23 protein-coding genes and 1 tRNA gene are annotated in these 25,497 nt (G+C 40.5%); 18 read left to right on the forward strand and 6 right to left on the reverse strand.

The genetic code is table 11. The annotated features are described in order from the left end of the window. Positions 1–5: 5 nt before the first annotated feature. The 7 genes from HX021_RS10200 (at position 6) to HX021_RS10230 (ending at position 10,495) form a co-directional block, all read left to right on the forward strand. Positions 6–320: a DUF4342 domain-containing protein gene (locus HX021_RS10200; protein WP_286590132.1), complete on the forward strand. Its 315-nt coding sequence runs from the start codon at positions 6–8 to the stop codon at positions 318–320. Positions 321–342: 22 nt separating this feature from the next. Next, positions 343–510, forward strand: coding sequence for a hypothetical protein (locus HX021_RS10205; RefSeq protein WP_286590133.1), 168 nt, complete (start codon positions 343–345; stop codon positions 508–510). Then, a complete protein-coding gene (locus HX021_RS10210) occupies positions 507–713 on the forward strand; it encodes a hypothetical protein (protein ID WP_286590134.1) in 207 nt (68 codons plus the stop codon). Before HX021_RS10205 ends, HX021_RS10210 begins: the two co-directional genes overlap by 4 nt. Before the next feature lie 378 nt (positions 714–1,091). Then, positions 1,092–6,383 (forward strand): translocation/assembly module TamB domain-containing protein, encoded by a 5,292-nt coding sequence (locus HX021_RS10215; protein ID WP_286590135.1) that lies wholly within the window; start codon positions 1,092–1,094, stop codon positions 6,381–6,383. Beyond that, entirely contained in the window at positions 6,349–8,679 is a 2,331-nt protein-coding gene (gene tamL, locus HX021_RS10220) for a translocation and assembly module lipoprotein TamL (protein WP_286590136.1), read from the forward strand. The genes HX021_RS10215 and tamL overlap by 35 nt, the downstream gene beginning before the upstream one ends. Before the next feature lie 301 nt (positions 8,680–8,980). After that, positions 8,981–9,919: a malate dehydrogenase gene (locus tag HX021_RS10225; RefSeq protein WP_286590137.1), complete on the forward strand. Its 939-nt coding sequence runs from the start codon at positions 8,981–8,983 to the stop codon at positions 9,917–9,919. Positions 9,920–10,045: 126 nt separating this feature from the next. Next, complete coding sequence (locus HX021_RS10230) at positions 10,046–10,495, forward strand: aspartyl protease family protein (RefSeq protein ID WP_286590138.1); 450 nt, start codon at positions 10,046–10,048, stop codon at positions 10,493–10,495. A gap of 27 nt (positions 10,496–10,522) precedes the next feature. On the opposite strand, the gene HX021_RS10235 is transcribed toward HX021_RS10230, so the two are convergent. Next, positions 10,523–11,743: an MFS transporter gene (locus HX021_RS10235; RefSeq protein WP_286590139.1), complete on the reverse strand. Its 1,221-nt coding sequence runs from the start codon at positions 11,741–11,743 to the stop codon at positions 10,523–10,525. Between the two features lie 213 nt (positions 11,744–11,956). On the opposite strand from HX021_RS10235, the gene fsa reads away from it, so the two are divergent. The 3 genes from fsa to rnr all read left to right on the forward strand — a co-directional run bounded on the left by fsa (position 11,957) and on the right by rnr (position 15,537). Next, positions 11,957–12,616: a fructose-6-phosphate aldolase gene (gene fsa / locus HX021_RS10240; RefSeq protein ID WP_286590140.1), complete on the forward strand. Its 660-nt coding sequence runs from the start codon at positions 11,957–11,959 to the stop codon at positions 12,614–12,616. A gap of 126 nt (positions 12,617–12,742) precedes the next feature. After that, a complete protein-coding gene (locus tag HX021_RS10245) occupies positions 12,743–13,171 on the forward strand; it encodes a Fur family transcriptional regulator (RefSeq protein WP_286590141.1) in 429 nt (142 codons plus the stop codon). A gap of 233 nt (positions 13,172–13,404) precedes the next feature. Beyond that, complete coding sequence (rnr, locus tag HX021_RS10250) at positions 13,405–15,537, forward strand: ribonuclease R (RefSeq protein WP_286590144.1); 2,133 nt, start codon at positions 13,405–13,407, stop codon at positions 15,535–15,537. 67 nt (positions 15,538–15,604) lie between these two features. Here rnr and HX021_RS10255 read toward each other — a convergent pair whose 3' ends face one another. Then, the gene (locus tag HX021_RS10255; RefSeq protein WP_286590145.1) at positions 15,605–16,015 is read right to left on the reverse strand and encodes a hypothetical protein; all 411 of its coding nucleotides are present in this window, start codon (positions 16,013–16,015) and stop codon (positions 15,605–15,607) included. A 550-nt stretch (positions 16,016–16,565) separates the two neighbouring features. Between HX021_RS10255 and rpsL the strand changes: the two genes are divergently transcribed. From rpsL to rpsJ, 4 genes are all read left to right on the forward strand, one after another. Further along, positions 16,566–16,976: a 30S ribosomal protein S12 gene (gene rpsL, locus HX021_RS10260; RefSeq protein ID WP_086948339.1), complete on the forward strand. Its 411-nt coding sequence runs from the start codon at positions 16,566–16,568 to the stop codon at positions 16,974–16,976. 19 nt (positions 16,977–16,995) lie between these two features. Next, complete coding sequence (gene rpsG / locus HX021_RS10265) at positions 16,996–17,463, forward strand: 30S ribosomal protein S7 (protein WP_286590146.1); 468 nt, start codon at positions 16,996–16,998, stop codon at positions 17,461–17,463. Between the two features lie 137 nt (positions 17,464–17,600). Beyond that, positions 17,601–19,724: an elongation factor G gene (fusA, locus tag HX021_RS10270; protein ID WP_286590147.1), complete on the forward strand. Its 2,124-nt coding sequence runs from the start codon at positions 17,601–17,603 to the stop codon at positions 19,722–19,724. Positions 19,725–19,800: 76 nt separating this feature from the next. Further along, a complete protein-coding gene (gene rpsJ, locus HX021_RS10275) occupies positions 19,801–20,106 on the forward strand; it encodes a 30S ribosomal protein S10 (protein ID WP_028070501.1) in 306 nt (101 codons plus the stop codon). A 75-nt stretch (positions 20,107–20,181) separates the two neighbouring features. On the opposite strand, the gene HX021_RS10280 is transcribed toward rpsJ, so the two are convergent. The 3 genes from HX021_RS10280 to HX021_RS10290 all read right to left on the reverse strand — a co-directional run bounded on the left by HX021_RS10280 (position 20,182) and on the right by HX021_RS10290 (position 22,927). Beyond that, positions 20,182–20,796 (reverse strand): porin family protein, encoded by a 615-nt coding sequence (locus tag HX021_RS10280; RefSeq protein WP_286590149.1) that lies wholly within the window; start codon positions 20,794–20,796, stop codon positions 20,182–20,184. Between the two features lie 192 nt (positions 20,797–20,988). Next, positions 20,989–22,119: an AI-2E family transporter gene (locus HX021_RS10285; protein WP_286590150.1), complete on the reverse strand. Its 1,131-nt coding sequence runs from the start codon at positions 22,117–22,119 to the stop codon at positions 20,989–20,991. A gap of 199 nt (positions 22,120–22,318) precedes the next feature. After that, positions 22,319–22,927 (reverse strand): porin family protein, encoded by a 609-nt coding sequence (locus HX021_RS10290; protein WP_286590151.1) that lies wholly within the window; start codon positions 22,925–22,927, stop codon positions 22,319–22,321. Between the two features lie 399 nt (positions 22,928–23,326). On the opposite strand from HX021_RS10290, the gene HX021_RS10295 reads away from it, so the two are divergent. Further along, positions 23,327–23,397 (forward strand) — tRNA-Cys (locus tag HX021_RS10295). Positions 23,398–23,429: 32 nt separating this feature from the next. After that, positions 23,430–23,609 (forward strand): spore protein, encoded by a 180-nt coding sequence (locus tag HX021_RS10300; RefSeq protein ID WP_286590152.1) that lies wholly within the window; start codon positions 23,430–23,432, stop codon positions 23,607–23,609. A gap of 35 nt (positions 23,610–23,644) precedes the next feature. Here HX021_RS10300 and HX021_RS10305 read toward each other — a convergent pair whose 3' ends face one another. Next, positions 23,645–24,391, reverse strand: a complete 747-nt coding sequence (locus HX021_RS10305) for a copper homeostasis protein CutC (RefSeq protein ID WP_286590153.1) — start codon at positions 24,389–24,391, stop codon at positions 23,645–23,647. Positions 24,392–24,593: 202 nt separating this feature from the next. On the opposite strand from HX021_RS10305, the gene HX021_RS10310 reads away from it, so the two are divergent. Both HX021_RS10310 and HX021_RS10315 read left to right on the forward strand, forming a co-directional pair. Then, on the forward strand, positions 24,594–25,013 hold the full coding sequence (locus HX021_RS10310; RefSeq protein WP_286590155.1) for a hypothetical protein: 420 nt from the start codon (positions 24,594–24,596) through the stop codon (positions 25,011–25,013). 169 nt (positions 25,014–25,182) lie between these two features. Next, positions 25,183–25,476 (forward strand): Smr/MutS family protein, encoded by a 294-nt coding sequence (locus HX021_RS10315; RefSeq protein ID WP_286590156.1) that lies wholly within the window; start codon positions 25,183–25,185, stop codon positions 25,474–25,476. Positions 25,477–25,497 lie beyond the last annotated feature (21 nt).

The following is a 25,497-nucleotide window of genomic DNA, read 5'->3' on the forward strand; positions in this document are numbered from 1 at the left end:
CAATTATGGGATTCAAAGAGACCTTTCAGATCAATGGCGAGAACCTTTTACAGAAAATCAAAGATATCATTGCCGAAGGTAATGTCAACAAAATCAGCATTGCCGACAAACATGGTAAGGAGATTATGAGTTTTCCGGTCACTGTAGGCGCAATAGGATTGCTATTGGCTCCAGTATTTGCGGCTATTGGCGCGGTAGCGGCATTGCTCACCGAATGTACGATCACCGTCGAACGCAACCGTGATAAGGACCAAGAAGATAAAACAAAAAATGAGCAGGACGATCCAAAAGATCCTCCGACAACCATTACTGTACAATAATCGACCTTTAAAACTGAAGATCATGAAAATCTTAAAGAATATTCTCTGTGTTCTATTTGCCCTGTTATTTATCAATGCCGGATTGGACAAATTACTACATTATATGCCCATTCCACCGATGGATATGGATATGCAAAAGGTATTTCAGGCATTTAGTACCATCAAGTGGTGTTACCCCTGGTCGCTGTGATCGAAATTATAGGTGGACTGCTGTTCCTCTTTCCAAGAACAAGAACATTGGGCGCATTGGTTATCTTCCCAATATTGATCGGGATCTTTATCCACAACGTCATTTTCAGTCCATCAGGCATATTGATGTGGGCTATAGTCTTTATGATCTGGCTATGGGTGGTCTTTGAAAATTGGGGGAAATACAAAAAACTGATCGAGTAATATAAGTTTGTCTTTATGGAATACTTTTGTTAACAGGTCATTAAAAAACAAAAAATCTTCATGATCAACAATGGTTTGGTCAATTATTTGATATATTTCATAGCAGTAAACTGTCTTTTTCAAAACGCTGATACTGTTTAAGGGTCATTCGTTATTGGCGGTTCGAAAATGGGTATTGATACGAGATTCCCGACAACGGAGGTCTAAAGGGTAAAGAGATGCATAAATTTGTTTTTTTACGATGCAATAAAACTTGCATTTAAAAGCAAATTTATCTTAGTTTGCTGAAATCATAGTGAGATAAGTTAATATCTGGAAAACTTGCAAACTTTTTTCCATTTTAATTTTTATTAATAGAAACTTAAATCAAATAATACGTTGAACAGATTTACCCGAATTGCTTTCAAAACAATATTGTGGATTATTGGAGTAATCATTGCACTTGCTATTCTAATCGTGTTTCTAATCAGAATACCTGCGGTGCAAAATTATATTGCTGGAAAAGTAACGCATTATGTAGAAGGAAAAATAGGCACGCCGGTAAAGATCGGTTACATTAATATTGATTTCCCGAAAAAATTAGTTTTAGAGAACATCTATCTAGAAGATCAGAGCAAGGATACTTTAGTTGCGGGAAAAAGCATAGCGGTAGATATCAATATGCTGAAACTGCTGCGAAACACTGTTGAGATCCAAAACATAGAGGCTGAGGGAATCACGGCCAAAATCAGCCGGTCCCTGCCCGACAGCTCATTCAATTTTGATTATATCGTTCAAGCGTTTTCCTCAGAAACACCAAGTACACCGACTGCCGATAGCACCTCTGCCTTGTTGTTTAATTTAGATAGGGTTAAATTCGAAAAATTCCATATCGTCTACACAGATGAAGTGATCGGGACAAGTGCTGATGTCTATTTAGGTACACTACATACGAACATCAAAAAATTTGACCTGACGAAGAACATGGCCTTCGATCTACCAAAGGTAAAAGTCGACGGCTTAAATGCGACGGTAAAACAATGGAAGCCTGTTGTGGACGGCACAGCCCCCAAGGTGAAAGATTTTGGGATCACCGATAAAACGGCACAAATCACCACCTTACTTCCAGATGTGGGGCTTCAAATTGCAGATTTATCCAATATTCTTGTACGCTACGAAGATGAATCAAGTGCCCTCAGGACCAAATTTGTCATTAAAAACCTACACGCAGACATCAATAAGATTGATTTAAATAAGGAACTTGTCGATATTCAGACAGTGGACCTGGCGGGTGCTGACAACGAGGTTCTTTTTGGAAAGATCAAAAAGCAAACGCAGACCGACAGTAGCTCTGCTGATACAGCAAAAATCAATTGGATCGTATCTGCCAAAGATATCAGGATCAATAATACCAGTATCGCTTTCAGGGATGATAACCAAGTCCGGATGAAGGGGTTTGATTATTTCAACATCAAGATCCCAGGAATAAAGACGAGCCTCAGCGACCTTTATTATAGTGCCGACTCCATCAGTGGGTCCCTAAATGAACTGACAGCCTCCGACCATTCGGGGCTTGTGATCAAACAACTTAAAGGAGATTTTAACTATACAGGTACAGGAGCCGAGATCAAGAATTTATATGCTGAGACCCCCCGCACCTTAATCCGGGATTACTTTAAGGTGAGCTACCCTTCGTTGGATATCGTCGCCAAGAAGCCGGAGCTGATCTATGTCAACGCGACAATCAAAAAAAGTCACATTGATATGCGTGACATCTATTATTTTGCGCCCTTCCTGGATACCATGGCGGTGATGAAACCCTTAATGAACAAGAAATTCAATATTGATGGCCGTGTGGTGGGCAAAGTCAATGACCTGAATATTCCCAACATTGATTTTCAGACCTTGTCCAATACGCGCGTCATGGCGAGCATGCGGCTGAAAGGCCTTCCTGATGTAGATAAAATGGCCATGGATCTCCATTTGAAAAAATTGACAACAGGACGCTCCGATATTGAGAAATTGGTAGCAAAATCCATGCTGCCATCAAACATTGAACTTCCCAATACCATCGGACTGACCGGTACATTTAAAGGCGGGATGAATGCTTTTGACACCAACCTATCGCTGGTAACGGAGAAAGGAACAGCCAAATTCGATGGCAAGGTAGGCATGGCGGGCCGAGACACGACCTACGATGCTTTTGTCAGCATTCGTGATTTTGACATCGGCAAGATTATGAAAATGGACAGTACGCTAGGCATACTCTCCTTTGAAGGCAAGATCAAAGGACATGGAACGGATCCTAAAAAATTGGTAGCCAACTTTGACGGTAAAGTAAACCGTATGGACGCCATGGGATATCAGTACCATAATATCGACATGAATCTTACCGCAAATCAAGGTGACATCAAAGCTTCTGTCGTTAGCCCGGATCCCAACATCAAATTAAAGCTGGATGCTACAGCCAATATGCAATCCAAATACCCGCAGGTGGATTTTGAACTGATGGTGGACACCATCAACCTCAAAAACCTGAAGTTAATGGACGATGATTTTAAATATCATGGCAAGCTTGTCGGTAATTTTAGCTCCGCGGATCCGAACTTCCTCAATGGTGAGGCGCATATCACCAACTCGTCTATTGCATACAATGACGCCTACTATGCGCTGGACAGTATCTCCCTGATTGCAAAATCGGATACAAGCAGAAACCTGCTGCTCCTGAAGGCACCTTTTTTCAATGCCCACCTGGTAGGAAAATATAAGATCCTGGAACTACAGAATGCCATTCAGGATATCCTTCAAGTATACTATCAGCCTGGCAAGCCTGTACAGGTCCCTAAATACGAACCACAGAACATTGAGTTTTCAGCACAGTTGACCCGCACCAGGTTTGTACAGGACTTTCTTCCGGAGCTCACTGAAATGAAAGATATCACACTGGATGGTATGTTCAATAGTGAAACGAAAACGATTTTGGCCAAACTGGATGCCCCAAAACTAGTCTACAGCGGTACAGAGATCAACAATGTCACCCTGGATATCAATACGCTGGACAGTACCCTGTATTATTCGGCGCTGATCAACAAAATCAAGGTCAGCAACATTGAATTGGTGAATACCATATTCAGTGGTAAGGTCATTCAAAATAACCTGGATTTTGGTTTGTGGATCAAAGACAAAAAGGAAAAGGAACAGTACCATCTGGGCGCCAATATGCGTGTCGATAACGGTGCATTTGTCTTTAGCCTGCTTCAGGATGGTTTAATGCTGAACTACGACAAGTGGGATGTAAACCCGAACAATGTTCTTAAATTTGGTAGCACCGGCATACAGGCCAATGATTTTGTCTTGAACAACAAGGGCCAGGAACTCAGCATATCTTCACAGGACAGTGTCCTCAATTCCCCGGTCAATATTGCCTTCAAGAACTTCCGTATCGAAACGTTAAGCAGGATGCTGGAAAGTGAAACCATGGAACTGGGCGGAGGCATCAATGGTCAGGCCACCATATCGAGACTAGAAAGCAACCCCGTGTTTGTCTCTGACCTGCTGATCGACAAATTCTACATTGGCAAAGATACCGTGGGCAATGTCAATATTAAGGTCAACAATGAAAAAGAAAACACCTATAACGCCAATATCAGCATTAGCGAAAATGGCAATAATGTGGTATTGAACGGTGATTTTATCAGTCCGCCACAGGGAGAATCGAGTTTGAACTTCACCTTGGATATCGCACCCTTGACCATGCAGACTGTACAGGCATTTAGCTTGGGCTATCTGAAGGATTCAAAAGGAAATCTCGAGGGCCAATTGAAAATCACAGGCTCACCTTCGAAACCTGTCATTGATGGAGACGTAAAATTTAAGGATGCACAATTCAATATTGCCATGTTGAACGCGTTATTCACTGCAAAAAATGAAACCGTGCATCTGGATCAAAGAGGGATCACCTTCCCCAAATTTGAGCTTGTGGATAAAAAAGGAAACATCGCAAAGCTGAGCGGTTCAATAAATACCAAAACCTATACGGATTTTGATTTTAACCTCAATATCAACACCAACAATTTTGAGGTGCTGAATTCCACACAGACAGACAATGACATGTTTTACGGAAAAATGTATCTCACCTCCAACCTGCGCATCCGCGGCAACCTCGACAAACCTGTGGTTGATGGCACGATCAAGGTGTTGGATGATACAGATTTCACCTTTGTGATGCCCAATGAGGATCCGGGCATGGCAGACCGTAAGGGTGTGGTTGAATTTGTGGATAAGAGCGACACGACTCAGACCAATATATTTGCCAAATTGGATTCGATGACTGTAACCCGATTAACGGGAATCGATGTGGACCTCAACCTTCAGACCGACAAAGAGGCTAAATTCAAGATATTGCTGGATGCAGGATCGAAGGATGCGCTCAATATTCAGGGACAAGCGGAGCTGAATGCAGGGATAGACGCAAGTAGTAAAATTACCCTGTCCGGAACATTTACCGTGGACAAGGGAAGTTATTCATTCAGTTTTGGCCCAGTGAAAAAGGATTTCACCTTTCAGAAAGGAAGTACCATCACCTGGAACGGGGATCCGCTGGATGCCCAGCTCAATATCACTGCAGCGTACAATATCAAGGCCCCTACCCTGGAACTTGTAGCCACACAATTGGGATCAGAGAATGCAAACCTGTATAAACAGCGGGTTCCATTCAATGTTTTACTGAAAATAAAGGACAAGTTGTTCCAACCACAATTAGACTTTGATATTGACCTGGATGAGAACAATTCTATCGTATCTCAGGACGTTGTCAGCAAAGTCAACAATGCCCTGACCACCCTGCGCGAAAATCCGTCGGAGCTCAATAAGCAGGTCTTTTCATTGATCGTGCTGGGCCGGTTTATGTCGACTAATCCATTTGAAAGTCTTTCTGGTGGTGGCGGCACCGAGGCAATCGTAAGAAATAGCATAAGTTCTTTCTTAAGCGGCCAATTGAACCGTCTGGCCTCAGAGCTGATCACTGGCGTAGAATTGGATTTCAATCTTACCTCAGAAGAAGATTATACAACAGGGGCCGGTAATACGCGGACGGACCTGAATATTGGCGTCTCAAAAATGCTTCTGAACGACCGTTTGAAAATCACTATTGGCTCCAATTTTGAAGTAGAGGGCAATACGCGTCCTGGCGAAACTGCCAATAATATCGCTGGTGATATCCAGTTGGATTATCAACTTTCACAGGATGGCCGTTACTTTGCCCGGGTATACCGCAAAAACCAATACCAGGTAACGCTTCAGGGACAATATGTGGAGACCGGTATCGGATTTATCATCAACATGGATTACAATAGATTCAAGGAAATCTGGATGAGTTCCAAAAAGCTTCAGGAATATTATGATACCAGCAGCCGTGGATTTAGAAGACGTTTTGATGTGGAACGGATGGAAACAGATTCTATATATCGTGACAGCGTACGTAACGTCATCCGGGATAGTCTGATGCTCCATAATCCCGCATTTAGAAAACGTATGGAAGAGCGAGAAAGGGAAAAAAGCAAACAACAATTGGACCCAGAAAAAAAAGGGACAAATATGCCAGAGAATGATAGTTCAAAAACAAATTTAGATACCACCAGAACGACAGCGATTAAAAATGAAGAAGAAGAAAGGAGTCATCATGCGAGCTAAACTCAAATTTGCCATTGGGATCATGACACTGGGTGCCCTTATAGCTTCTTGTTCATCGACCAAAAATCTGAAAGAAGGAGAAAGCTTATATGTCAAGGGCAATGTGCTCATTGATTCGGATACTATTTCAAAGGAAAACAAGGAAAGATTATCAACACACCTTGAATCGGCGCTGATGCCGAAACCTAATAAACGGCTGGCCGGAGTTCCATTTAAGCTCTATTTCAATAATATGGCCGGCGACTCCGTCGGAAAGAATGTGATTAAAAAGTTTTTCAAAAAAATAGGTGAGGAACCTGTCCTCCTGAGTGATGTCAATCGTGAATATAATGAAAATCTCTTGAGGAACCGGATGGAAAATATTGGTTTCTTTGATGCCGAAGTGAGTTCAGATACCTTGGTCGAAAAGAAAGAGGCAACAATTAATTATACGGCCAAACCCAATCTGATCTATAGAATACAATCTGTCAAATTTGATATCGACAGCAGCAGCCAGCTGGGCAGGGACATCCATTCTTCGGCAGACAAAAGTCTTTTGCAGGTAGGCAAAAACTACAGTCTTGATGTTATACTCAATGAGCGTGACCGTATTGACAATGATCTTAAAAACAAAGGATACTATTATTTCAGTCCGGACTACATTTTAGTGGAAGTGGACAGCACGATCGGGAACCACAAAGTAAATATGTATGTAACGGTAAAAAAGGAAACCCCGGCGCAGGCAAAAATACCTTCCAAGATCAATAAAATCTATATTTACCCCAATTATACGGAAACAAGCTCCGGTTATCAGCGGTCCACAAGAAATGCAGAACTGTTTGACAGCAGTTATTATTTCATAGACCGCCGTCATACCTATCGGAAGCCAGTCATCGCAAAGCATATTTTCTTCCACCCAGGTGATATTTACAACCGGAATGCGCATAACCAAACCATCAGCCATCTGGTCAATCTAAATAGCTGGAAATTTGTCAAGAACAATTTTGTTGACAGCAAGGATGTACCCAATGCACTGGATGTCTATTACTACTTAACCCCTTTACCAAAAAAATCATTACGCGTCGAACTGTTGGGCAAGATGGCATCTGTCTATAACGGAACAGAAGTCAATGTAAACTGGACCCTGCGCAATGCCTTTAAAGGAGCCGAGCAGCTAAGCTTTAATGTCTTCGGGGGCTATGAGATACAAACCGGTGGAAATGCTGATCTAAACTCAAGCTATTACCGTTATGGAGCGGAAGCGACACTGACCTTTCCAAGGATCCTCTCGCCTTTTGGCAGCATCAATCCGTCACGCCGTTTTATTCCTAAAACATATATAAAAGGCCGATACGAGTTCTTAAATCGCCGTAAGGCTTATACCCTCAATTCAATCGCTTTGGATTATGGTTATATCTGGCAGGAATCGGAAGAAAAACAACACGATCTGTCCCTACTGGAGATCACGTATGTGCAGCCAAAAGGTATCTCTGAGAGCTATCAAAGACAGATGGATACCATCCCGGCACTCCGTCATGCTATTGACCCCCAATTTACCATTGGTCCAAACTATAACTTCACGTTTCAGAATACCATGAAACAGCATCTGAAGAATACCTTTTACTTTAAAGGGAATCTGGATCTTTCCGGAAATGTATTGGGCTTGATCAAAGGAGCTGATTTTAACAAAGGCAAAACCTTTAAGCTGTTTGATGCCTATTTCGCCCAATATATCAAGATCAGTGGCGACGGAAGGCATTATTTAAAACTCTCAGAGAATTCGCAGTTAGCTTCAAGGGTCAGTTTGGGACTGAGCTATTCGTATGGTAATTCGCGCTCGCTGCCTTATTTAAAACAGTATTATGTAGGTGGGCCAAACAGTATCCGGGCCTTTGGTGCCCGTGCTATTGGGCCAGGTACCGTAGCTCCGGAAAAGCTGAGCAATGGATTATTTTATGCCGATCAAACGGGGGATATCAAGTTGGAACTGAACACAGAATACAGGGCTAAATTGGCTGGATTTGTGCATTGGGCGGCTTTCATTGACGCTGGTAATGTATGGCTGCAACGCGAAGACGAAAATAAACCGGGAGGTAAGTTCAGTAAAAATTTTTTAAATGAGCTTGCTGTTGGTGGCGGTGCTGGCTTACGATTTGACTTCACCTTTCTGATTATCCGAACTGACTTTTCGATCCCCTTCCGCATTCCTTATTTACCAAAAGGCGAACGTTGGGTATTTAAGGATATCGATTTCGGAAGTTCAAGATGGCGAAAAGATAACCTGATGTTCAATCTAGCCATTGGTTATCCTTTTTAATATGACGTGCCGGGGCTTAGACTTTGGTCCTATAAGCCTTCGGCATTGCAGCACTCACTTTGTTATAACTTCATCACATTTATAATTTCATTGCTGGTTAGCCATTGATTTACTGACAATAATTCATTAAATTCAATTATTATTTATTAATCCATATACATACGCATGAAATATCCATGTCAAAAAACAGCACAAGCATTCGTGAAAATGAACTGGATATTCCATGTAACCATTACAACGCCCAAGGCAGCATGAATACCTGAAGAGATCATTAAGTCATGAATAAACAAATAATTTACATATGAAAGTAACTATTGTTGGTGCCGGAGCTGTAGGAGCTACTACAGCAGACAATTTAATCCGTCGGAATGTCGCAGAAGAGATTGTATTATTGGATATTAAGGAAGGATTTGCGGAGGGTAAGGCTCAGGATATGGCTCAGACAGCTGCCTTGCTGGGATTTGAATCCAAAATCAAAGGTGTAACCAATGACTATCTGTCTACGGCAGGATCTACGGTTGCTGTCATTACCTCTGGCATTCCCCGAAAACCAGGAATGACCCGTGAGGAATTGATCGGAACAAATGCAAATATTGTCAAATCTGTTGTCGAAAATTTAGTAAAACATTCCCCTGATATCATCATTGTCATTGTTTCCAATCCCATGGACACCATGACTTACCTAGCGCTCAAATCGAGCGGATTACCCAAAAATAGAATCATAGGAATGGGTGGCACACTGGATTCGGCACGGTTCAAATATCAATTAAGTGAAAAGTTAAATGCCTCAGCGGCGGATCTCAATGCCATTGTGATTGGAGGGCATGGTGACACCACCATGATTCCACTGATCAAGCACTCCACGTGGAACAGCATTCCGGTGACAAATTTTCTAACGCCAGAAGAACAGGCAGAAATTGTCCTGAAAACAATGGTGGGTGGGGCGACTTTAACTAGCCTCATCGGCACCTCGGCATGGTATGCTCCTGGTGCTGCCACTGCAGCGGTGGTCGAGAGCATTGTACGGGATCAGGGCAGATTATTTACGGCTTCAGTCTATCTTGAAGGTGAGTTTGATCAGGAAGATATCAACCTGGGTGTTCCGGTAATCATCAACAAAAAAGGATGGGATCGGATCATTCCATTACAGCTCGATGAAGCTGATCAAGAAAAATTCAATAAAAGCGCCGACGCGGTACGCACCATGAACAATGTGCTCAAAGAAATAAAAGCATTATAACAAGCTTCGGCTCAGTAAATAAAAAAGGCAGTTATCCAGTATAACTGCCTTTTTTATCCTATCCCTACTTGACTGAATAAATTGTTTTTTATTGCAAATCAAAAGCAATTTATCTATTTTGGCTATATGACGACAGTATCTTTTCAATTACTGGATTTACAGGGACAGGGGACACATGCCCTTGTTGATGTGGCAATTTATGGGCGTACCTTTAAAATGGTCATCGATACAGGTGCATCCAAAACCGTTTTCGATAAAACCCAATTGGGTCATCTTTTAGAAGATCAGCTGCTGCTAGAACCATCGGAAACTCTTTCAACCGGACTCGGTACAAACTCGATGGAAAGTTTCAATATGGAAATCCCCAGTTTAGCAATCGGAGCATGGCGTATCAATCGACTGAAGACCGCAGTGCTGGACTTGAGCTCGATCAATTATGCCTATCAACAAATGCAGCTTGAACCTGTTATCGGCGTGCTTGGCGGGGATATTTTTTCGGACTATGGTGCGGTCATTGACTATGCAAAAAAGACATTAAAGTTGCGGGACCGAAAACTCAGAAGCAAGTCAAGTTGAAATCCTGCTGTGCAAAGAAAGTTCCGATTAAAATTTAAACAGCCTTTTATGGATGTGCAGGCGAAGGTAGCTATAATAGAGAACTGCAATCAATATTCCCAGCCCTCCCATCAGGTATAAGGTTGTCCTGAGCCCGCAATAACTTGCCAGCGAGCCTATCATTAAAGTTCCGATAGGAAATATGCCCTGGAATGCCATGACATAGTAGGATATCGCCCGAGCACGGTAGATGGGTATGGCATGTGTCTGTATATAAGTATTGATACTTGAATTCTGCATCATCATGGCAAACGAAACCAGCATCACATAGACCAGGGCCATCTGCAGCATGCTGGCATGTGCCAGAAACAACAAGGCCAACCCCATTAGCGCTGCTGCCCCCATCACCTGATAACGTAAGTTGGTACCTGATTTTAAACGGGCCATATTGAAGGCCCCGATCATCGCTCCTAATCCGGCAGCGCTTTCAAACCAGGAAAAAGTCCGCTCGTCGCCGTGAAACATTTCCTTGGCAATGGCTGGTAGCAGTGAAGTATAAGGAATGACAATCAGACTGGAGAATGTCATGATAATAATCAACGATGAGATATGAGGGGAGCGCTTGAGGTATCGAAATCCTTCAACCAAGCCCTCCCAGTTGCTTCCTTTACTTAATTGCACATGTGTCTCGTCTACTTTCATCATGAGCAAGGTAATAATAACGGGGACAAAGCTGATAAAATTTAAGGCAAAGCAGACCAATTCCCCATAGGTACTCAATAAAATCCCGCCTATTGCAGGTCCCAACATACGGGCTCCATTAAAAATCGTTGAATTGAGCGCAATGGCATTGGGCAGATCCTTACGGTCGCCCACGAGATACATCATCAATGATTGTCGGCCGAGCACATCAAAAGAATTGATCACGCCCTGAATCAAGCCGAGTACGGAAAGCCATAGCACACTCTCCCACTTCATATAGACCAGTAAGGTTAGAATTCCAGCCTGAATCATCAAGCCAATCTGCGTCATCAATACCAACTTGTATTTCTTGTGTTTATCCACAAAACTTCCGATAAATGGTGAGAGCACCAACGAGGGCAGTAAGGAAATGAACTGCACAAAGCCCAGCCAGAATACAGAATTGGTCAATTCATAAACCAGCCAGCTGATTGCTATCCGCTGCATCCACGTCCCCATAAGAGAGATTGCCTGCCCTATAACATGTAAACGGAAGTTCCTATAATGGAGAGATCTGAAAACCTGCATATTCAAAGATAATACTATATAAAGTATAACAAAAAAGAATGCCAAGAGATTCTTGTTTAAAAATAAAAATGCAATTCATGGAATAGAGTATGCAATACTGGAATATAATCAATAACTTTGCAGCAATTATTTCAATATTTGTTCGCGAACAATTTTAATAGCAGCGGAGAGATCGATAAATAATCAAACAATTATCATTCAATATCATACACAATGAAATTTTTTATTGACACAGCAAACCTAGAGCAAATCAAAGAAGCCCAAGACTTAGGCGTATTGGACGGTGTAACGACCAATCCAAGTTTAATGGCAAAAGAAGGTATCAGCGGTGATGAAAATGTAATTAACCATTACAAAGCAATCTGTGCTATCGTTGACGGCGATGTAAGTGCTGAAGTCATTTCCACGACTTATGAGGAAATGATCAAAGAGGGCGAAGCACTGGCAGCTCTTGACAGCAAAATTGTAGTAAAGGTCCCTATGATCAAAGATGGTGTGAAAGCAATTAAATATTTCAGCAAAAAAGGCATCAAGACAAACTGCACATTGGTATTCACAGCGGGTCAGGCTTTATTGGCCGCTAAAGCTGGTGCAACATACGTATCCCCTTTTATTGGTCGTTTGGATGATATTTCTACCGATGGATTGGGTCTGATCGAAGATATCCGTTTGATCTATGACAACTATAATTATCCAACACAGATCTTGGCTGCTTCGGTACGTCATAGTGCACATATCTTGGGTTGTGCTAAGATCGGTGCTGATGTGATGACTGGACCGTTATCGGCAATTTTATCTTTGTTGAAACACCCATTAACAGACAGTGGTCTGGCTACATTCTTGGCTGACCATGCCAAAGCCGCTGGCAAATAGAACATCTTTATATAGATATAGAAAAAAACCGATAAGGAAGATGACAATAATCTTAACCTTATCGGTTTTCTTATGTGGATAAATTCCTTATTTTTGTAATTGATCTCAGGTTTAAAGATAAAGTCCATGGAACAATCCACTACTGTATACCCAGAAATCCTCAAACAAAATAGTCTAAAAGTTACCCAACCCAGATTAAAGGTACTTGAAATTATTTCGACGAAAGATTCTGCCATTTCCCAACCAGAATTGGAAAAACTGTTGGGCAAGGATATTGACCGTGTAACCTTGTACCGGGTATTGGCGAGTTTTGAAGAAAAAGGGATTATCCATAAAATTTTTGACCTGCACGGAACAGCCACCTATGCGATGTGTTCGACAAACTGTTCTGAACATGATCATCATGACCAGCACGTCCATTTCATCTGCCGGATATGTAATTCGGTTTATTGCCTGGACGACATGACCTTACCCAAGGTATCCATTCCAGCTGGATTTAGCCTTGAAGCGATCGCAGTAAATGCGCTCGGTGTTTGTAATCATTGTAAAAAGTAAATCAGCCCAACAAGTTTTAAAACTATTTTTCGGTTAAACTGTCTATAACATGTGGTCACTGCTCGTTAATGCGATGCATTAGACTAGCGTGGCAAATCTTATTTTTTTTGTACCTTGTGTCCATATAGCTCGGCGTGCGATGACTGAACCATACATTCCGTTATGGTGTATAACCGAGCATGGCGAGTTCATGAATACAATGAAGAATAAACACTATTGAATAATTTATTCGAATGAAAACAAAAAAAGAGAATCCTTACAAAGAGGTATTGACGCAACTGATCATCGATATTTTTGAGAAATCAGGAAACAAACCACTCAACTATAAACAAGTTTCTTCCAAATTGAATCTAGCGGACAATGACTCGAAAGTAGCCATTGCCGATATTTTGCATGATAATGTAAGAAACGGCATTTTCATCGAAGTGGACCGGGGAAAATTCAGCCTGAAGCAGCTGAAAGTATATGTAACCGGAAAGGTGGATATGACAGCTGATGGTTCGGCCTATGTTATTCCGGATGATGAGTTTGAAAATGACATCTATATTGCCCCGAGAAAATTAAGACAGGCGCTCCACGGTGATATCGTGAAGGTCCATACTTTTGAAAAAAGAAAAGGTGGCCGTAAAAAAGAGGGTGAGGTTGTGGAGATCCTCCAAAGGGCCAAAACTGATTTTACGGGAACCATCAGTATTTCCAATAATTTTGCGTTCTTCATTGCCGATGACCGTAAAATGCTTCATGATATCTTTATCCCTTTGGATAACCTGAATGGTGCAAAGGATAAAGAAAAAGTCGTGGTATCGATCATTGATTGGCCCAGTGGCAGTAAAAACCCTGTGGGAACCGTCAAACATGTACTAGGTACCAAGGGTGAGAACAATACAGAGATGAACGCCATCCTGGCCGACTTTGGATTTCCACTGGAGTTTCCGAAAAAAGTGGAAACGGAAGCTAATCGTATTTCAGAAGAAATCAGTAAAGAAGAAATCGCAAAAAGACGTGATTTCAGAAATATCAGCACTTTTACGATTGACCCGGCAGACGCCAAGGACTTTGATGATGCCATATCTTTCCAAAAACTGGAAAACGGCAATTACGAGATCGGTGTACATATTGCCGATGTATCGCATTTTGTGATTCCGGATACTGAATTGGATAAAGAAGCTTTTAACCGTGCGACATCAGTCTACTTGGTTGACCGTGTTATTCCAATGCTTCCAGAGCGTTTGTCCAATGGCGTATGTTCCTTACGCCCACATGAAGACAAACTTTGCTTTTCGGCAGTCTTTGAACTGGACGAGAAAGCCAATATCCATAATCAATGGTTTGGCCGCACGATTATCCATTCGGACAGACGCTTCAGCTATGAAGAAGCCCAGGAAGTCATTGAAACTAAATCGGGTGACTTCAGCCAGGAAATTCTAAAGCTGAATGAGCTGGCCTATATCCTTCGGGAGCGGAAATTCAAGAACGGTGCGATTGCCTTTGAAAGTGAAGAAGTGAAGTTTACCTTGGATGAAAATGGTAAGCCTACAGGGGTGTATACCAAGGTCCGTAAAGATGCTCATAAGCTGATTGAGGACTTTATGTTGTTGGCCAACCGTAAGGTGGCGGAATATATCGGTAAACAAGGCCGCGGAAAAAATAAACTCACCTTTGTCTATCGTTTTCACGATGTTCCTAATCCGGAGACCCTAACCACATTTTCACAGTTCGCAGCACGATTTGGCCATAAATTGACGATCAGAACCGATAAGGAGACGGCGAAGTCCCTGAATGCCCTGATGACAAAAATTGAGGGCAGCAAGGAACAAAATATGCTGACATCGCTGGCGGTACGCTCGATGGCCAAGGCGATCTACACGACAAAGAAAACAAGCCACTATGGCTTGGCATTTGATTATTATACTCATTTCACCTCCCCTATCCGCCGTTATCCAGATGTGATGGTGCATAGGCTTCTGCAGTTCTATCTGGAGGGCGGAACAAAAATCAATGCGGAACACTATGAGAAGATGGCAGAGCATTCCTCTCAAATGGAGAAAAAAGCCGCCGAGGCAGAACGAGCCTCCATCAAGTACAAACAAGCTGAATACTTACAGGACCAGATTGGCACGGAATATACCGGGATTGTGTCGGGTGTGACCGAATGGGGAATGTATGTAGAGATCGAGGAGAACAAGTGTGAAGGAATGGTACGCCTGCGTGATATCACGGATGATTTCTATGTACTGGATGAGAAGAACTATGCAATTATTGGCCAACGGAAGAAAAAGAAATTTCAGTTGGGTGATGAGGTTCAGATCCGCGTGAAGAAAGTGGATCTGGATAAACGGCAGATAGATTTTACGTTGCTGTCGTAAGCTCAAGAATTAAAAAGCCGTGTCAAGATTGTTGACACGGCTTTTTAGTGGGGCATTATAATAGAATCTATTGTTTTGTACCTTCGAAAGAGTATTCTAACTGTCCCTCCTCTGTTCTTTTCGCAAGAAAAATTAAGCCTTTATTCTCAAAAGTATATATAAAATTACCTTGAGGCTCATTTCCCATAGCTTGGATAGAAATATTAGAATTATTAGAAACTTGAATTTCTCGTACAGGAAGTTTTAAGTCCGCATTTTGGGCACTTACTCTGATCCGTTTATCGTCCACTTTAGTAACTACTAAAATCTGATTAAAGACCTCCTTTCCTCCAATAATATCAATCTTCCCTTTATAAGTACCTACTGCTGCATCGATACTTCCTCCTGTTGGCATGGGGTTATCATCATCTTTAGAACATCCGACAAAGGCAAACGTAACAAACGCCAAAACCATTGCATACATTAATTTCATTTTCATAATTTGAATAAATTAATTTGTTTTTTACTTTAAAATTATTTGTTCGTTTTTTACAAATCTCTTGCCAAAATCTTGCAAAAACAAGCAAAACAAACAATATACTCAGAAACCAGTATAAGCGTTTTACACAAAAAAAACATAAGTATGCAGAGCAAGAAGACATTAGCTGGTCTCCATTATTTGCTTTCCTTTTATACATTTAAAATTTAAAAAAAGCGTTCATGGGATCTAGATTGTTCGATTTTCTAAAAAAGTAAACACAATCCTTTCCATGTGTTATTTATTGTACCAATTACAAACCTAAATAAAAAGATGACGGCAATCGTTCCAAACGGATATACTGTAGCGGATTAGGTTTCTGATGAAATAAATCATGAAGATTAATCAAATGAACATAGAAAATCGTGGATCATATCCTATGGCAGCTAAAGATTAAAAGGAAAAAATAATCTAAATTTTATGCACTAACTATTTAATATTCAAAACGGAATCAGTATCTTTGCGAACTTAAAATAATTTAGGTATAAAATTTATAAACAAAAACAGGTAAATGCCTACTATTCAACAATTAGTTAGAAAAGGTAGAGTAGCTCTGGTTGACAAGAGTAAGTCACCAGCGTTGGACTCATGTCCACAGCGAAGAGGTGTATGTACACGTGTATATACTACTACCCCTAAAAAACCAAACTCAGCAATGCGTAAAGTAGCTCGTGTACGTTTAACAAACGGTAAAGAGGTCAACGCTTACATCCCTGGAGAAGGTCACAACTTACAAGAGCACTCGATCGTATTGATCCGTGGTGGTCGTGTGAAAGATTTACCGGGTGTACGTTACCACATCATCCGTGGTGCATTAGATACTTCAGGTGTAGCAGGTCGTAACCAACGTCGTTCTAAATATGGAACTAAGCGTCCTAAACCAGGACAAGCTGCGGCTCCAGCAAAAGGTAAAAAGAAATAATTAAACGGAGGAAAGAAAAATGAGAAAGTCAAAACCGAAAAAGAGAATCATTTTACCTGATCCAAAGTTTAATGACGTTCAGGTAACACGTTTCGTAAACAATATGATGGTAGATGGTAAAAAATCTATCGCTTATGATATTTTTTACGATGCAGTAGAATTAGTAGAACAAAAAACACAAGAAAACGGTTTAGAAGCTTGGAAAAAAGCTTTGAATAACGTTATGCCTGCTGTTGAAGTTAAGTCACGCCGTGTGGGTGGTGCTAACTTCCAAGTTCCTATGGAAGTTCGTCCAGAGCGTAAAATCGCTTTAGGTATGAAATGGTTAATTTCATACGCTCGTAAGCGTGGTGAAAAAACAATGTTCGAAAAATTAGCAGGAGAAATCATTTCAGCTTCTAAAGGTGAAGGTGCTGCTGTTAAGAAGAAAGAAGATACGCACAAAATGGCGGAAGCTAACAAGGCGTTCTCACACTTCAGATTCTAATTTTGAAGACATTCAAAAAAATATGATTACACCGACCTCTGATAAGCGAATAATTCTTTATCAAGGTCGGTGTACTTATTTCACATTACATTTAAACACATAAGGTCTTAATAAAAGGCCAGTTGCTTAAAAATATTATGGCAAGAGATTTAAAATTCACTAGAAATATCGGTATCGCTGCACACATCGATGCTGGTAAAACTACAACAACTGAACGTATCCTTTACTATTCAGGTGTTAACCACAAATTGGGTGAGGTTCACGAAGGTGCTTCAACCATGGACTGGATGGAGCAGGAAGCTGAACGTGGCATCACGATTACTTCTGCTGCTACAACTGTATTCTGGAACTACCGTAACAATAAATACCAAGTAAACGTAATCGATACTCCTGGACACGTGGATTTCACGGTTGAGGTAAACCGTTCATTACGTGTATTGGATGGATTGGTGTTCTTATTTTCTGCAGTTGATGGTGTTGAGCCTCAATCTGAAACAAACTGGCGTTTAGCTGACGGGTACAAAGTACCTCGTATCGGTTTCGTTAATAAAATGGACCGTTCAGGAGCTGACTTCTTGAAAGTTGTAAAACAAGTAAAAGATATGTTAGGTTCTGATGCTGTGGCATTACAATTGCCTATCGGTGCTGAAGACACATTTAAAGGTGTGGTTGATTTGATCAACAACCGTGGTATCGTTTGGAATGAGCACGATAAAGGGATGACCTTTACTGAGGTTCCAATTCCTGACGATATGGTGGATGAAGTAGCTGAATACCGTGAAAAATTATTGGAAGCAGTAGCAGGATATGATGAGTCATTGATGGAGAAATTCTTTGATGATCCTAATTCTTTGACTGAACGTGAAATCTTAGATGCGTTGCGTAAAGCAGTATTGGATAATGCGATCGTTCCTATGGTTTGTGGTTCATCTTTCAAAAACAAAGGTGTTCAAACGATGTTGGATCTAGTAATGGAATTATTGCCTTCACCTCTTGATGTAGAGGCTGTAAAAGGTACTAACCCGGATACTGGTGAAGAAATCGAGCGTAAGCCATCTGTTAATGAGCCTTTCGCAGCTTTAGGTTTCAAAATTGCGACTGACCCATTCGTAGGCCGTTTGTGTTTTATCCGTGCTTACTCTGGTAAGTTAGATGCTGGTTCTTATGTATTGAACACACGTTCAGGTAACAAAGAGCGTATCTCCCGTATCTTCCAAATGCACGCGAACAAACAAAACCCTATTCCTTTCATTGAGGCAGGTGATATCGGTGCAGTTGTAGGTTTCAAAGACATCAAAACTGGTGATACACTTTGTGACGAAAAAGCGCCTATCGTATTAGAGTCTATGACTTTCCCTGAGCCAGTAATTGGTTTAGCGATCGAGCCTAAAACTCAAGCTGACGTTGACAGACTAGGTATTGGTCTTGGTAAATTAGCTGAAGAAGATCCTACATTCGTTGTTAAATCTGACGAAGAAACTGGCCAAACAGTAATCTCTGGTATGGGTGAGCTTCACTTAGAGATCTTGATCGACCGTTTGAAACGTGAATTCAAAGTTGAGGTTAACCAAGGTGCTCCTCAAGTAGCATACAAAGAGTCTATCAATGGTACTACTGAACACCGTGAGGTATACAAAAAACAATCCGGTGGTCGTGGTAAGTTTGCTGATATCAAAGTTGTTATCTCACCAGTAGATGAAGATTTCGATGCATCAAAATCAGCACTTCAATTCGTAAACGAAATTGTGGGTGGTGCTATTCCAAAAGAATACATTCCTTCAGTTCAAAAAGGATTTGAAGCATCGTTGAATAATGGTGTATTAGCTGGTTACCCTCTTTCTGGCATGAAAGTACGTTTGATTGATGGTTCATTCCACGCAGTCGATTCAGATTCATTGTCATTCGAACTGGCAGCTAAAATGGCTTACCGTGAGGCATTGCCTAAATGTTCTCCAGTATTGATGGAGCCAATCATGAAAGTTGAGGTATTGACTCCAGAAGAAAACATGGGTGATGTAATGGGTGACTTGAACCGTCGTCGTGGTCAAATGCAAGGTTTGGATTCACGTAACGGTGCGCAAGTAATCAAAGCATTGGTTCCACTTTCTGAAATGTTCGGTTACGTAACGCAATTGCGTACAATCACTTCAGGTCGTGCGACATCTACAATGGAATTTGATCACTATGCTGAAGCTCCACGTAACGTTGCTGATGAAGTAATCGCAAAATCAAAAGGTAGAATCAAAGGTTCTGTTGAATAATAGAACTCAAAAATAAACCGACCGCTGGTTGTTAATAGCTCTAATCAGCGGTCATTTTTAAATAATATCATATACTATGAGCCAAAGAATCAGAATTAAATTGAAATCTTACGATTACAATTTGGTTGACAAATCAGCTGAAAAAATCGTAAAAACAGTAAAACCTACAGGTGCAGTTGTTAGTGGTCCTATTCCATTGCCTACTGAGAAAAAAATCTATACGGTATTACGTTCACCACACGTTAACAAAAAAGCACGTGAGCAATTCCAATTGTGTGCTTACAAAAGATTGTTGGATATCTATTCATCAAACGCTAAAACTGTTGACGCATTGATGAAACTTGAATTGCCTTCAGGCGTTGAAGTAGAAATCAAAGTGTGATAGATTTCATTCACTGAAAAAAAGGGCTTTTCGTAAGAAAAGCCCTTTTTTTGTTTTTATTTAATGGCTCCTACATTAGAGCTGGAAACCAATCCCAATGGAAAATACACGATTTTTTAAAGACCCACCTTCAGCTCCGACCATATCAACTAATCCCAAACCATAGCCCCCATTGATCAAAAAACCATTTGACAGACGATAGCCCGCTAAAAAGTTTATACCAGCATCAAAGCGTTTGAGTTTATCATCGCCAAAACCAACATCTACCTTCACATTTCCAGTCTTAGCTTTAGCAGATAGTCCTAGACCAGCGTATGGTCCTGCCCCTAAAAAGACATTCCCCGAATTTCCTGTAGGAATACTGTACACAAAATTTACAGGTAGCTCCAAATACATAAGATCCAACTTCCCATCATTTCCCAACTCTTCAAAGCCATCCACAGAGATTCCTTTTCCACCTTTTCCCTGAAGTGAAAGGCCGGGCTGGATAGAAAAATTGTTCGCTAAGGGCGCATCCAAATAACCTGTTACATAAAATGAAGTAGATGACTTAGTAGAAATCGACACATCACCTGAAGATGCGGTTACTTTAGGAAAGTTGATCCCAGCTTTTATTCCATAAGAAGTTTGCGCTTTTGCTCCGGCAATAAAACATAATGCCGCAACGATTGATAGTAATTTTCTTTTCATTAAAAATAAATTAAATATATAACGAAAATAGGATATAATTATTTAAAAAACAATTAAAGATAAAATAGTCTTAATAAATACCTCAAAAAATGGCTTATTGATGAAAGTCATTCTTCATTATTCAATAAGCAGCATTTCTTCGTCGGGCCGCGATTCGCTTCAACCGATCTGGCTAGCTTAATTTTACGGATGCTACTCTTTACTTTCTTCAATGATTTTCTTCTCCCTGGGGTTTAAGGAATCAAACAGCTCTGCATAGACTTCATCCTTACTGTTTTCCTCTCCCAATAGAAAACCCCATGGTTTAAGCTCTTTGATCCGGTCCATCACAATCTTTACAATAGCCAAGATAGGAATGGCCAAAAACATACCCGAAATCCCCCAGATCATCTCACCAATAATAATGGACAGCATGGCAAATAATGAATTAACCTTTACCTTGGAGCCAACAATCTTGGGTACAATAAAATTACTGTCAATCATATGCACGACTATCAGGGCCAATATCACCAAAATAACATGTGTAAAAGAGGATGTCGCGAAAGTCAAGATAGCAATAATCAACATCGAAGAGAAAATGCCCACATAAGGAAGTACATTAAATACGCCTGTTATCAATGCCAATAGCAAACTATATTTTACACCGATCAAAGATAAGGTGATAAAGACCAACAGCGATACCAGACTCATCTGGATCAATAAACCGATAAGATATTTTTTGACAACATATTGGATCTGATTGACCACGTCTAAAACAACAGGACGGTCATTGACCCGATTGGCGAAGAGCAAAAACTTAACAATATGGCCCCTATAGATCAGTAAGAAGAACGTATACAAGAATGTAAACACAAATAGGATGAAAATAGATGACAGGGACAGAATAAAGGTTCCTAGGAACAATGTTCCAGAATCCACTGATTTTGATGCCGTTTTATTGATAAAATCAATCTGATCTTTATGCTGAATACCAAATTGCTGACTCACCCAGGTCTGTAAATTGCCAACACCATCCATAATCTGCTGTTTGAATGCTGGGAAATCTTCTTTGAGCAGCGTAAGCTGTGAGGCAAGCAGGAAGAGCCCATATCCCAGCACACCGAAAAATAAAATCACACTCAGAATACCGGCCAACGTGCGGGGGAAATGAAGCCTCCGTTCCATAAAATTGCTGAGCGGGATCAACAAGAGGGCAAACAACAGCCCCAAAATCATCGGTATGAGGATCGTATCACCGATTTTAGCCAGATAGCCCAATAGCAGAATACTGATTAATACACAGGCCAGCTTGACATAAAAGGGTAAGGGAATAAATCTTTTCATGCGCTATTTTTTGAATAAAAATAACAATTTCAGCGAACTTAAGTTCAATACAAATTGAACTTCATTCAATTATCTGCAAATAAACCACCATGAACCCCATAAAGCTTTTGATGAAAGAAGGAGGATAAGCTCGTACAATAAAAAAGTCCCTACAAAACGCAGGGACTCTTATCTCATAATAAGTTTAAGTATTTATATTTTACAGCCCGAAACCAATACCCACGGACCAAACACGATTTTTAACTGATCCACCATTCGGTGCTAAGTTTGTCAGCCCCAAACCATAACCGGCATTGATCTGAAAACCATTCGTTAATTGATAACCTGCTAAGAAGTTAACACCAAAATCGGTACGTTTTAGATCTTTCCCTTCGCCGCTGCCAAATTTAATATCGTTTTCAAACTTTCCTTCAGCGTCCTCACCTTTATATTTACCACTCAGGCCAAAACCCACATATGGTCCTGCACCCAGGAAGAAATTGCCTGAACCAGTCGGGAATTTGGCAACTGCATTTACAGGGATATCGATAGTCATGATACTTTCTTTTGCTTCTCCTTGCACATCTGTTTCTTTCCATTTTGTCCCCTTATTCTGTAAAGACAATCCGGGTTGGATCGAAAAATATGGTGAAATAGGGGCATCCAAATAACCTGTTAAGAAGAAGCCCGTATTTGATTTAGTTTCATCGAAACCTGTCGAATATTTAGGAATATTCACACCCGCACGGAGTCCATATCCTAATCCACCTTGTGCAAAAGCTCCTAATGAACCAAATAAAATTGCTGCAGATAATAATAATTTTTTCATGTTTCCTTATTTAAATTTTTCTTCTTTTATCATTTACGCTCATACATTACCTGTATGAGATTTATGACAGTCTCAATTGCAATATCTATTCCAAAATGCATAAGGGATTAATTTACACTTTAAAACAAGAAAAAAAAGACCGCATACAGCCTTTTCGATTGTCCTTAAAAACATACAGTAGATTGCATCAAAACTGATCCTACCTATAAAAACTACCATGATTCTAAGATGCTGCGCACTACCAGAATATTCCGATCATTAATTGCAGGCACTCACTTCCCCTGAAAATACTAGCTTGGTTTTCAGAATAATGCTCGAAAACGGAAAAGTTTTATCATAAAGATTTTTTAATTCCAATTATAAGTTTTATTTTTGCAGACCTTCAAAAGGAAAAAATAGGGTCGGATGGCCGAGTGGCTAGGCTGAGGTCTGCAAAACCTCCTACAGCGGTTCGAATCCGCTTCCGACCTCGTTTTATTTAAACAATAAAAATATTATCACAATGGGAGTTACACGTTTAAAAAGAAAAGATAGAAGAAATAAAACTGTTTCACGTGTTGAAGTTCAGTTCTTGAAATTAGGAAGTAACGTTGAGTTAGGTTCTAGATCAAAAATGAAAGCTGATAACCAAATCGTTAAAAACGATGCTATCTTAAATCAATTAGCTGCAGAAGCTAAGTAGTAAAAAGAATTTAGCAGCCTTTAAAGTGTAACACTTTAAAGGCTTTTTAATAAGTCTACCATCTGGTGGACTTTTTCTTTGGAACTCATCCACTGTGCTTCATCCATTCCCTTTACCTGACTTTGAGAAAATTTCATTTTGGATGGCTGTGAGGCTTTTGCCGAACTATGAACTGCTATCGCACCCGTCTCTCGTAAAACTGTCCGTATATTCGTAGCATCCACCCCTGCACCGGGCATAATCACAATACGTCCATTTGCCTGTTCGATCAATTGCTTGAGCAAAGGGGCTCCTGCTAAAGCTGAGTTTTGCAGACCTGATGTCAATATCCGGTCAATCCCCAAATCAATCAAGTCCTCCAGTGCCTGGAAAGGATCTTCTACCCGATCGAAAGCTCGGTGGAATGTCACATGCATGGGACGTGCAACGTCGACCAGTCGTTTCATATTGGCTTTATCCACAGTACCATCGGCATTTAATATACCTATAACTACCCCATCCATCCCCAACTCTTTACATAACTGGATATCGGTAATCATCTCTGATATTTCATTTTCAGTATACAGAAAATCTCCCCCACGTGGCCTTATAAGTACATGAATCCCGATATTAACAGCTGCTCTTGTCTGCTTCAGCTGTCCAAAGGAAGGAGTCGTTCCCCCATTTTCCAAATTTTGACAAAGTTCCACACGGGTTGCCCCGCCCTGCTCTGCTTCAATTGCGGATGCGCTTGAATTGGAACATATTTCCAGCTGATAACCTCCTATAGCTTTTTCCTTCATTTAATTCTATTTTTAACTGTCTAAACCGACGATTAACGCAAAAATAAACAAATTAATCCTACAAAATTCAAAAGACAATGGTGTTTCATAGGGATTTAATTCTGAAAATATAAAACATTCGATCCAGCTATTTGTATATACCTTACATGCTTTTATTTAAATCACTAAAAACCAATAGTATATAAACTTTAAGTAAAATATCATGGCTATTATATCAAAAAATATGGAGACGCAGGAAAAGATCATCAGTACTTTTGAAGAACTTCAGACTGCCATACATGATTTAAAGAATCAGATCGTTGAATTCGAATTGTTATTTAATCAGGCATGTAATAGACACATCGCATCAAACTTTCAAAAAGAATGGTTATTGGACCGAATCTCCTCGCGCCATGATATCATTTCATTAAGACATGACGCAATGCAGCTTGTTCGGGAGACAGTATCTGCTTTTCGGGATTTTGACGGATATTTTCTTGACCTCCAACAGCTCCTGCAATCGCTCGAACTACTGATGCTGAACCATGCGGATGAAGAAGAATATGAGATAGCTGCTGTTATAAAAAAATGGCACGAGAAATTTGCCAGCGCTATTTATTTCGTTGGTGACCTTGCTTATTAAACTGATTTTTTCTGAAACTGCCTTCCCATTGATCTGTATCTGTTTCTTTATCGTGTCAATGGACTTCATATCGGATTTAAGCGACGCTTAGCGCTTTCAGTACTACTGGTGTTTTATAAGGAATATAAAAGTTTTAGCTTACATTTGCAGCAAAATAAAACATTGAATCATGCGCAAACCACCAGCTATAGTCGATCTCCATGCTGATGCATTTCTAGCGGACTGGGAGGATTACTCATCCGAAGAATTAGTACAAGAGTCTCTTGATTTCTTAAGATCTAACCTGGATGCTGCCATATACTGGGAAATGAATGAAATCAAGTTTATCCACGGAAAAGGAAAAGGAATTTTAAAAAAACTGATATTTCAAGAATTAGAGGAATATCAAAAGGCTGGTTCGATTGAAAGGTATTACACTTCCTATCATAATGAAGATATTGTAGTCGTGGTTATTGGAATTTAAAAGAGGCTATCTTGTGAAGGT

This window comes from Sphingobacterium sp. N143 (assembly GCF_030325625.1).
In the GTDB taxonomy this organism is placed as follows: Bacteria; Bacteroidota; Bacteroidia; order Sphingobacteriales; family Sphingobacteriaceae; genus Sphingobacterium.

What these genes read in the sequence shown, in the direction of transcription:
- HX021_RS10200 (WP_286590132.1), top strand. Translation starts at nt 6, where the DNA reads ATGGGATTCAAAGAGACCTTTCAGATCAATGGCGAGAACCTTTTACAG.
- HX021_RS10205 (WP_286590133.1), top strand. Translation starts at nt 343, where the DNA reads ATGAAAATCTTAAAGAATATTCTCTGTGTTCTATTTGCCCTGTTATTT.
- tamL (WP_286590136.1), top strand. Translation starts at nt 6,349, where the DNA reads ATGAAGAAGAAGAAAGGAGTCATCATGCGAGCTAAACTCAAATTTGCC.
- HX021_RS10225 (WP_286590137.1), top strand. Translation starts at nt 8,981, where the DNA reads ATGAAAGTAACTATTGTTGGTGCCGGAGCTGTAGGAGCTACTACAGCA.
- HX021_RS10230 (WP_286590138.1), top strand. Translation starts at nt 10,046, where the DNA reads ATGACGACAGTATCTTTTCAATTACTGGATTTACAGGGACAGGGGACA.
- HX021_RS10235 (WP_286590139.1), bottom strand. Translation starts at nt 11,743, where the DNA reads ATGCAGGTTTTCAGATCTCTCCATTATAGGAACTTCCGTTTACATGTT.
- fsa (WP_286590140.1), top strand. Translation starts at nt 11,957, where the DNA reads ATGAAATTTTTTATTGACACAGCAAACCTAGAGCAAATCAAAGAAGCC.
- HX021_RS10245 (WP_286590141.1), top strand. Translation starts at nt 12,743, where the DNA reads ATGGAACAATCCACTACTGTATACCCAGAAATCCTCAAACAAAATAGT.
- rnr (WP_286590144.1), top strand. Translation starts at nt 13,405, where the DNA reads ATGAAAACAAAAAAAGAGAATCCTTACAAAGAGGTATTGACGCAACTG.
- HX021_RS10255 (WP_286590145.1), bottom strand. Translation starts at nt 16,015, where the DNA reads ATGAAAATGAAATTAATGTATGCAATGGTTTTGGCGTTTGTTACGTTT.
- rpsL (WP_086948339.1), top strand. Translation starts at nt 16,566, where the DNA reads ATGCCTACTATTCAACAATTAGTTAGAAAAGGTAGAGTAGCTCTGGTT.
- rpsG (WP_286590146.1), top strand. Translation starts at nt 16,996, where the DNA reads ATGAGAAAGTCAAAACCGAAAAAGAGAATCATTTTACCTGATCCAAAG.
- fusA (WP_286590147.1), top strand. Translation starts at nt 17,601, where the DNA reads ATGGCAAGAGATTTAAAATTCACTAGAAATATCGGTATCGCTGCACAC.
- rpsJ (WP_028070501.1), top strand. Translation starts at nt 19,801, where the DNA reads ATGAGCCAAAGAATCAGAATTAAATTGAAATCTTACGATTACAATTTG.
- HX021_RS10280 (WP_286590149.1), bottom strand. Translation starts at nt 20,796, where the DNA reads ATGAAAAGAAAATTACTATCAATCGTTGCGGCATTATGTTTTATTGCC.
- HX021_RS10285 (WP_286590150.1), bottom strand. Translation starts at nt 22,119, where the DNA reads ATGAAAAGATTTATTCCCTTACCCTTTTATGTCAAGCTGGCCTGTGTA.
- HX021_RS10290 (WP_286590151.1), bottom strand. Translation starts at nt 22,927, where the DNA reads ATGAAAAAATTATTATTATCTGCAGCAATTTTATTTGGTTCATTAGGA.
- HX021_RS10300 (WP_286590152.1), top strand. Translation starts at nt 23,430, where the DNA reads ATGGGAGTTACACGTTTAAAAAGAAAAGATAGAAGAAATAAAACTGTT.
- HX021_RS10305 (WP_286590153.1), bottom strand. Translation starts at nt 24,391, where the DNA reads ATGAAGGAAAAAGCTATAGGAGGTTATCAGCTGGAAATATGTTCCAAT.
- HX021_RS10310 (WP_286590155.1), top strand. Translation starts at nt 24,594, where the DNA reads ATGGCTATTATATCAAAAAATATGGAGACGCAGGAAAAGATCATCAGT.
- HX021_RS10315 (WP_286590156.1), top strand. Translation starts at nt 25,183, where the DNA reads ATGCGCAAACCACCAGCTATAGTCGATCTCCATGCTGATGCATTTCTA.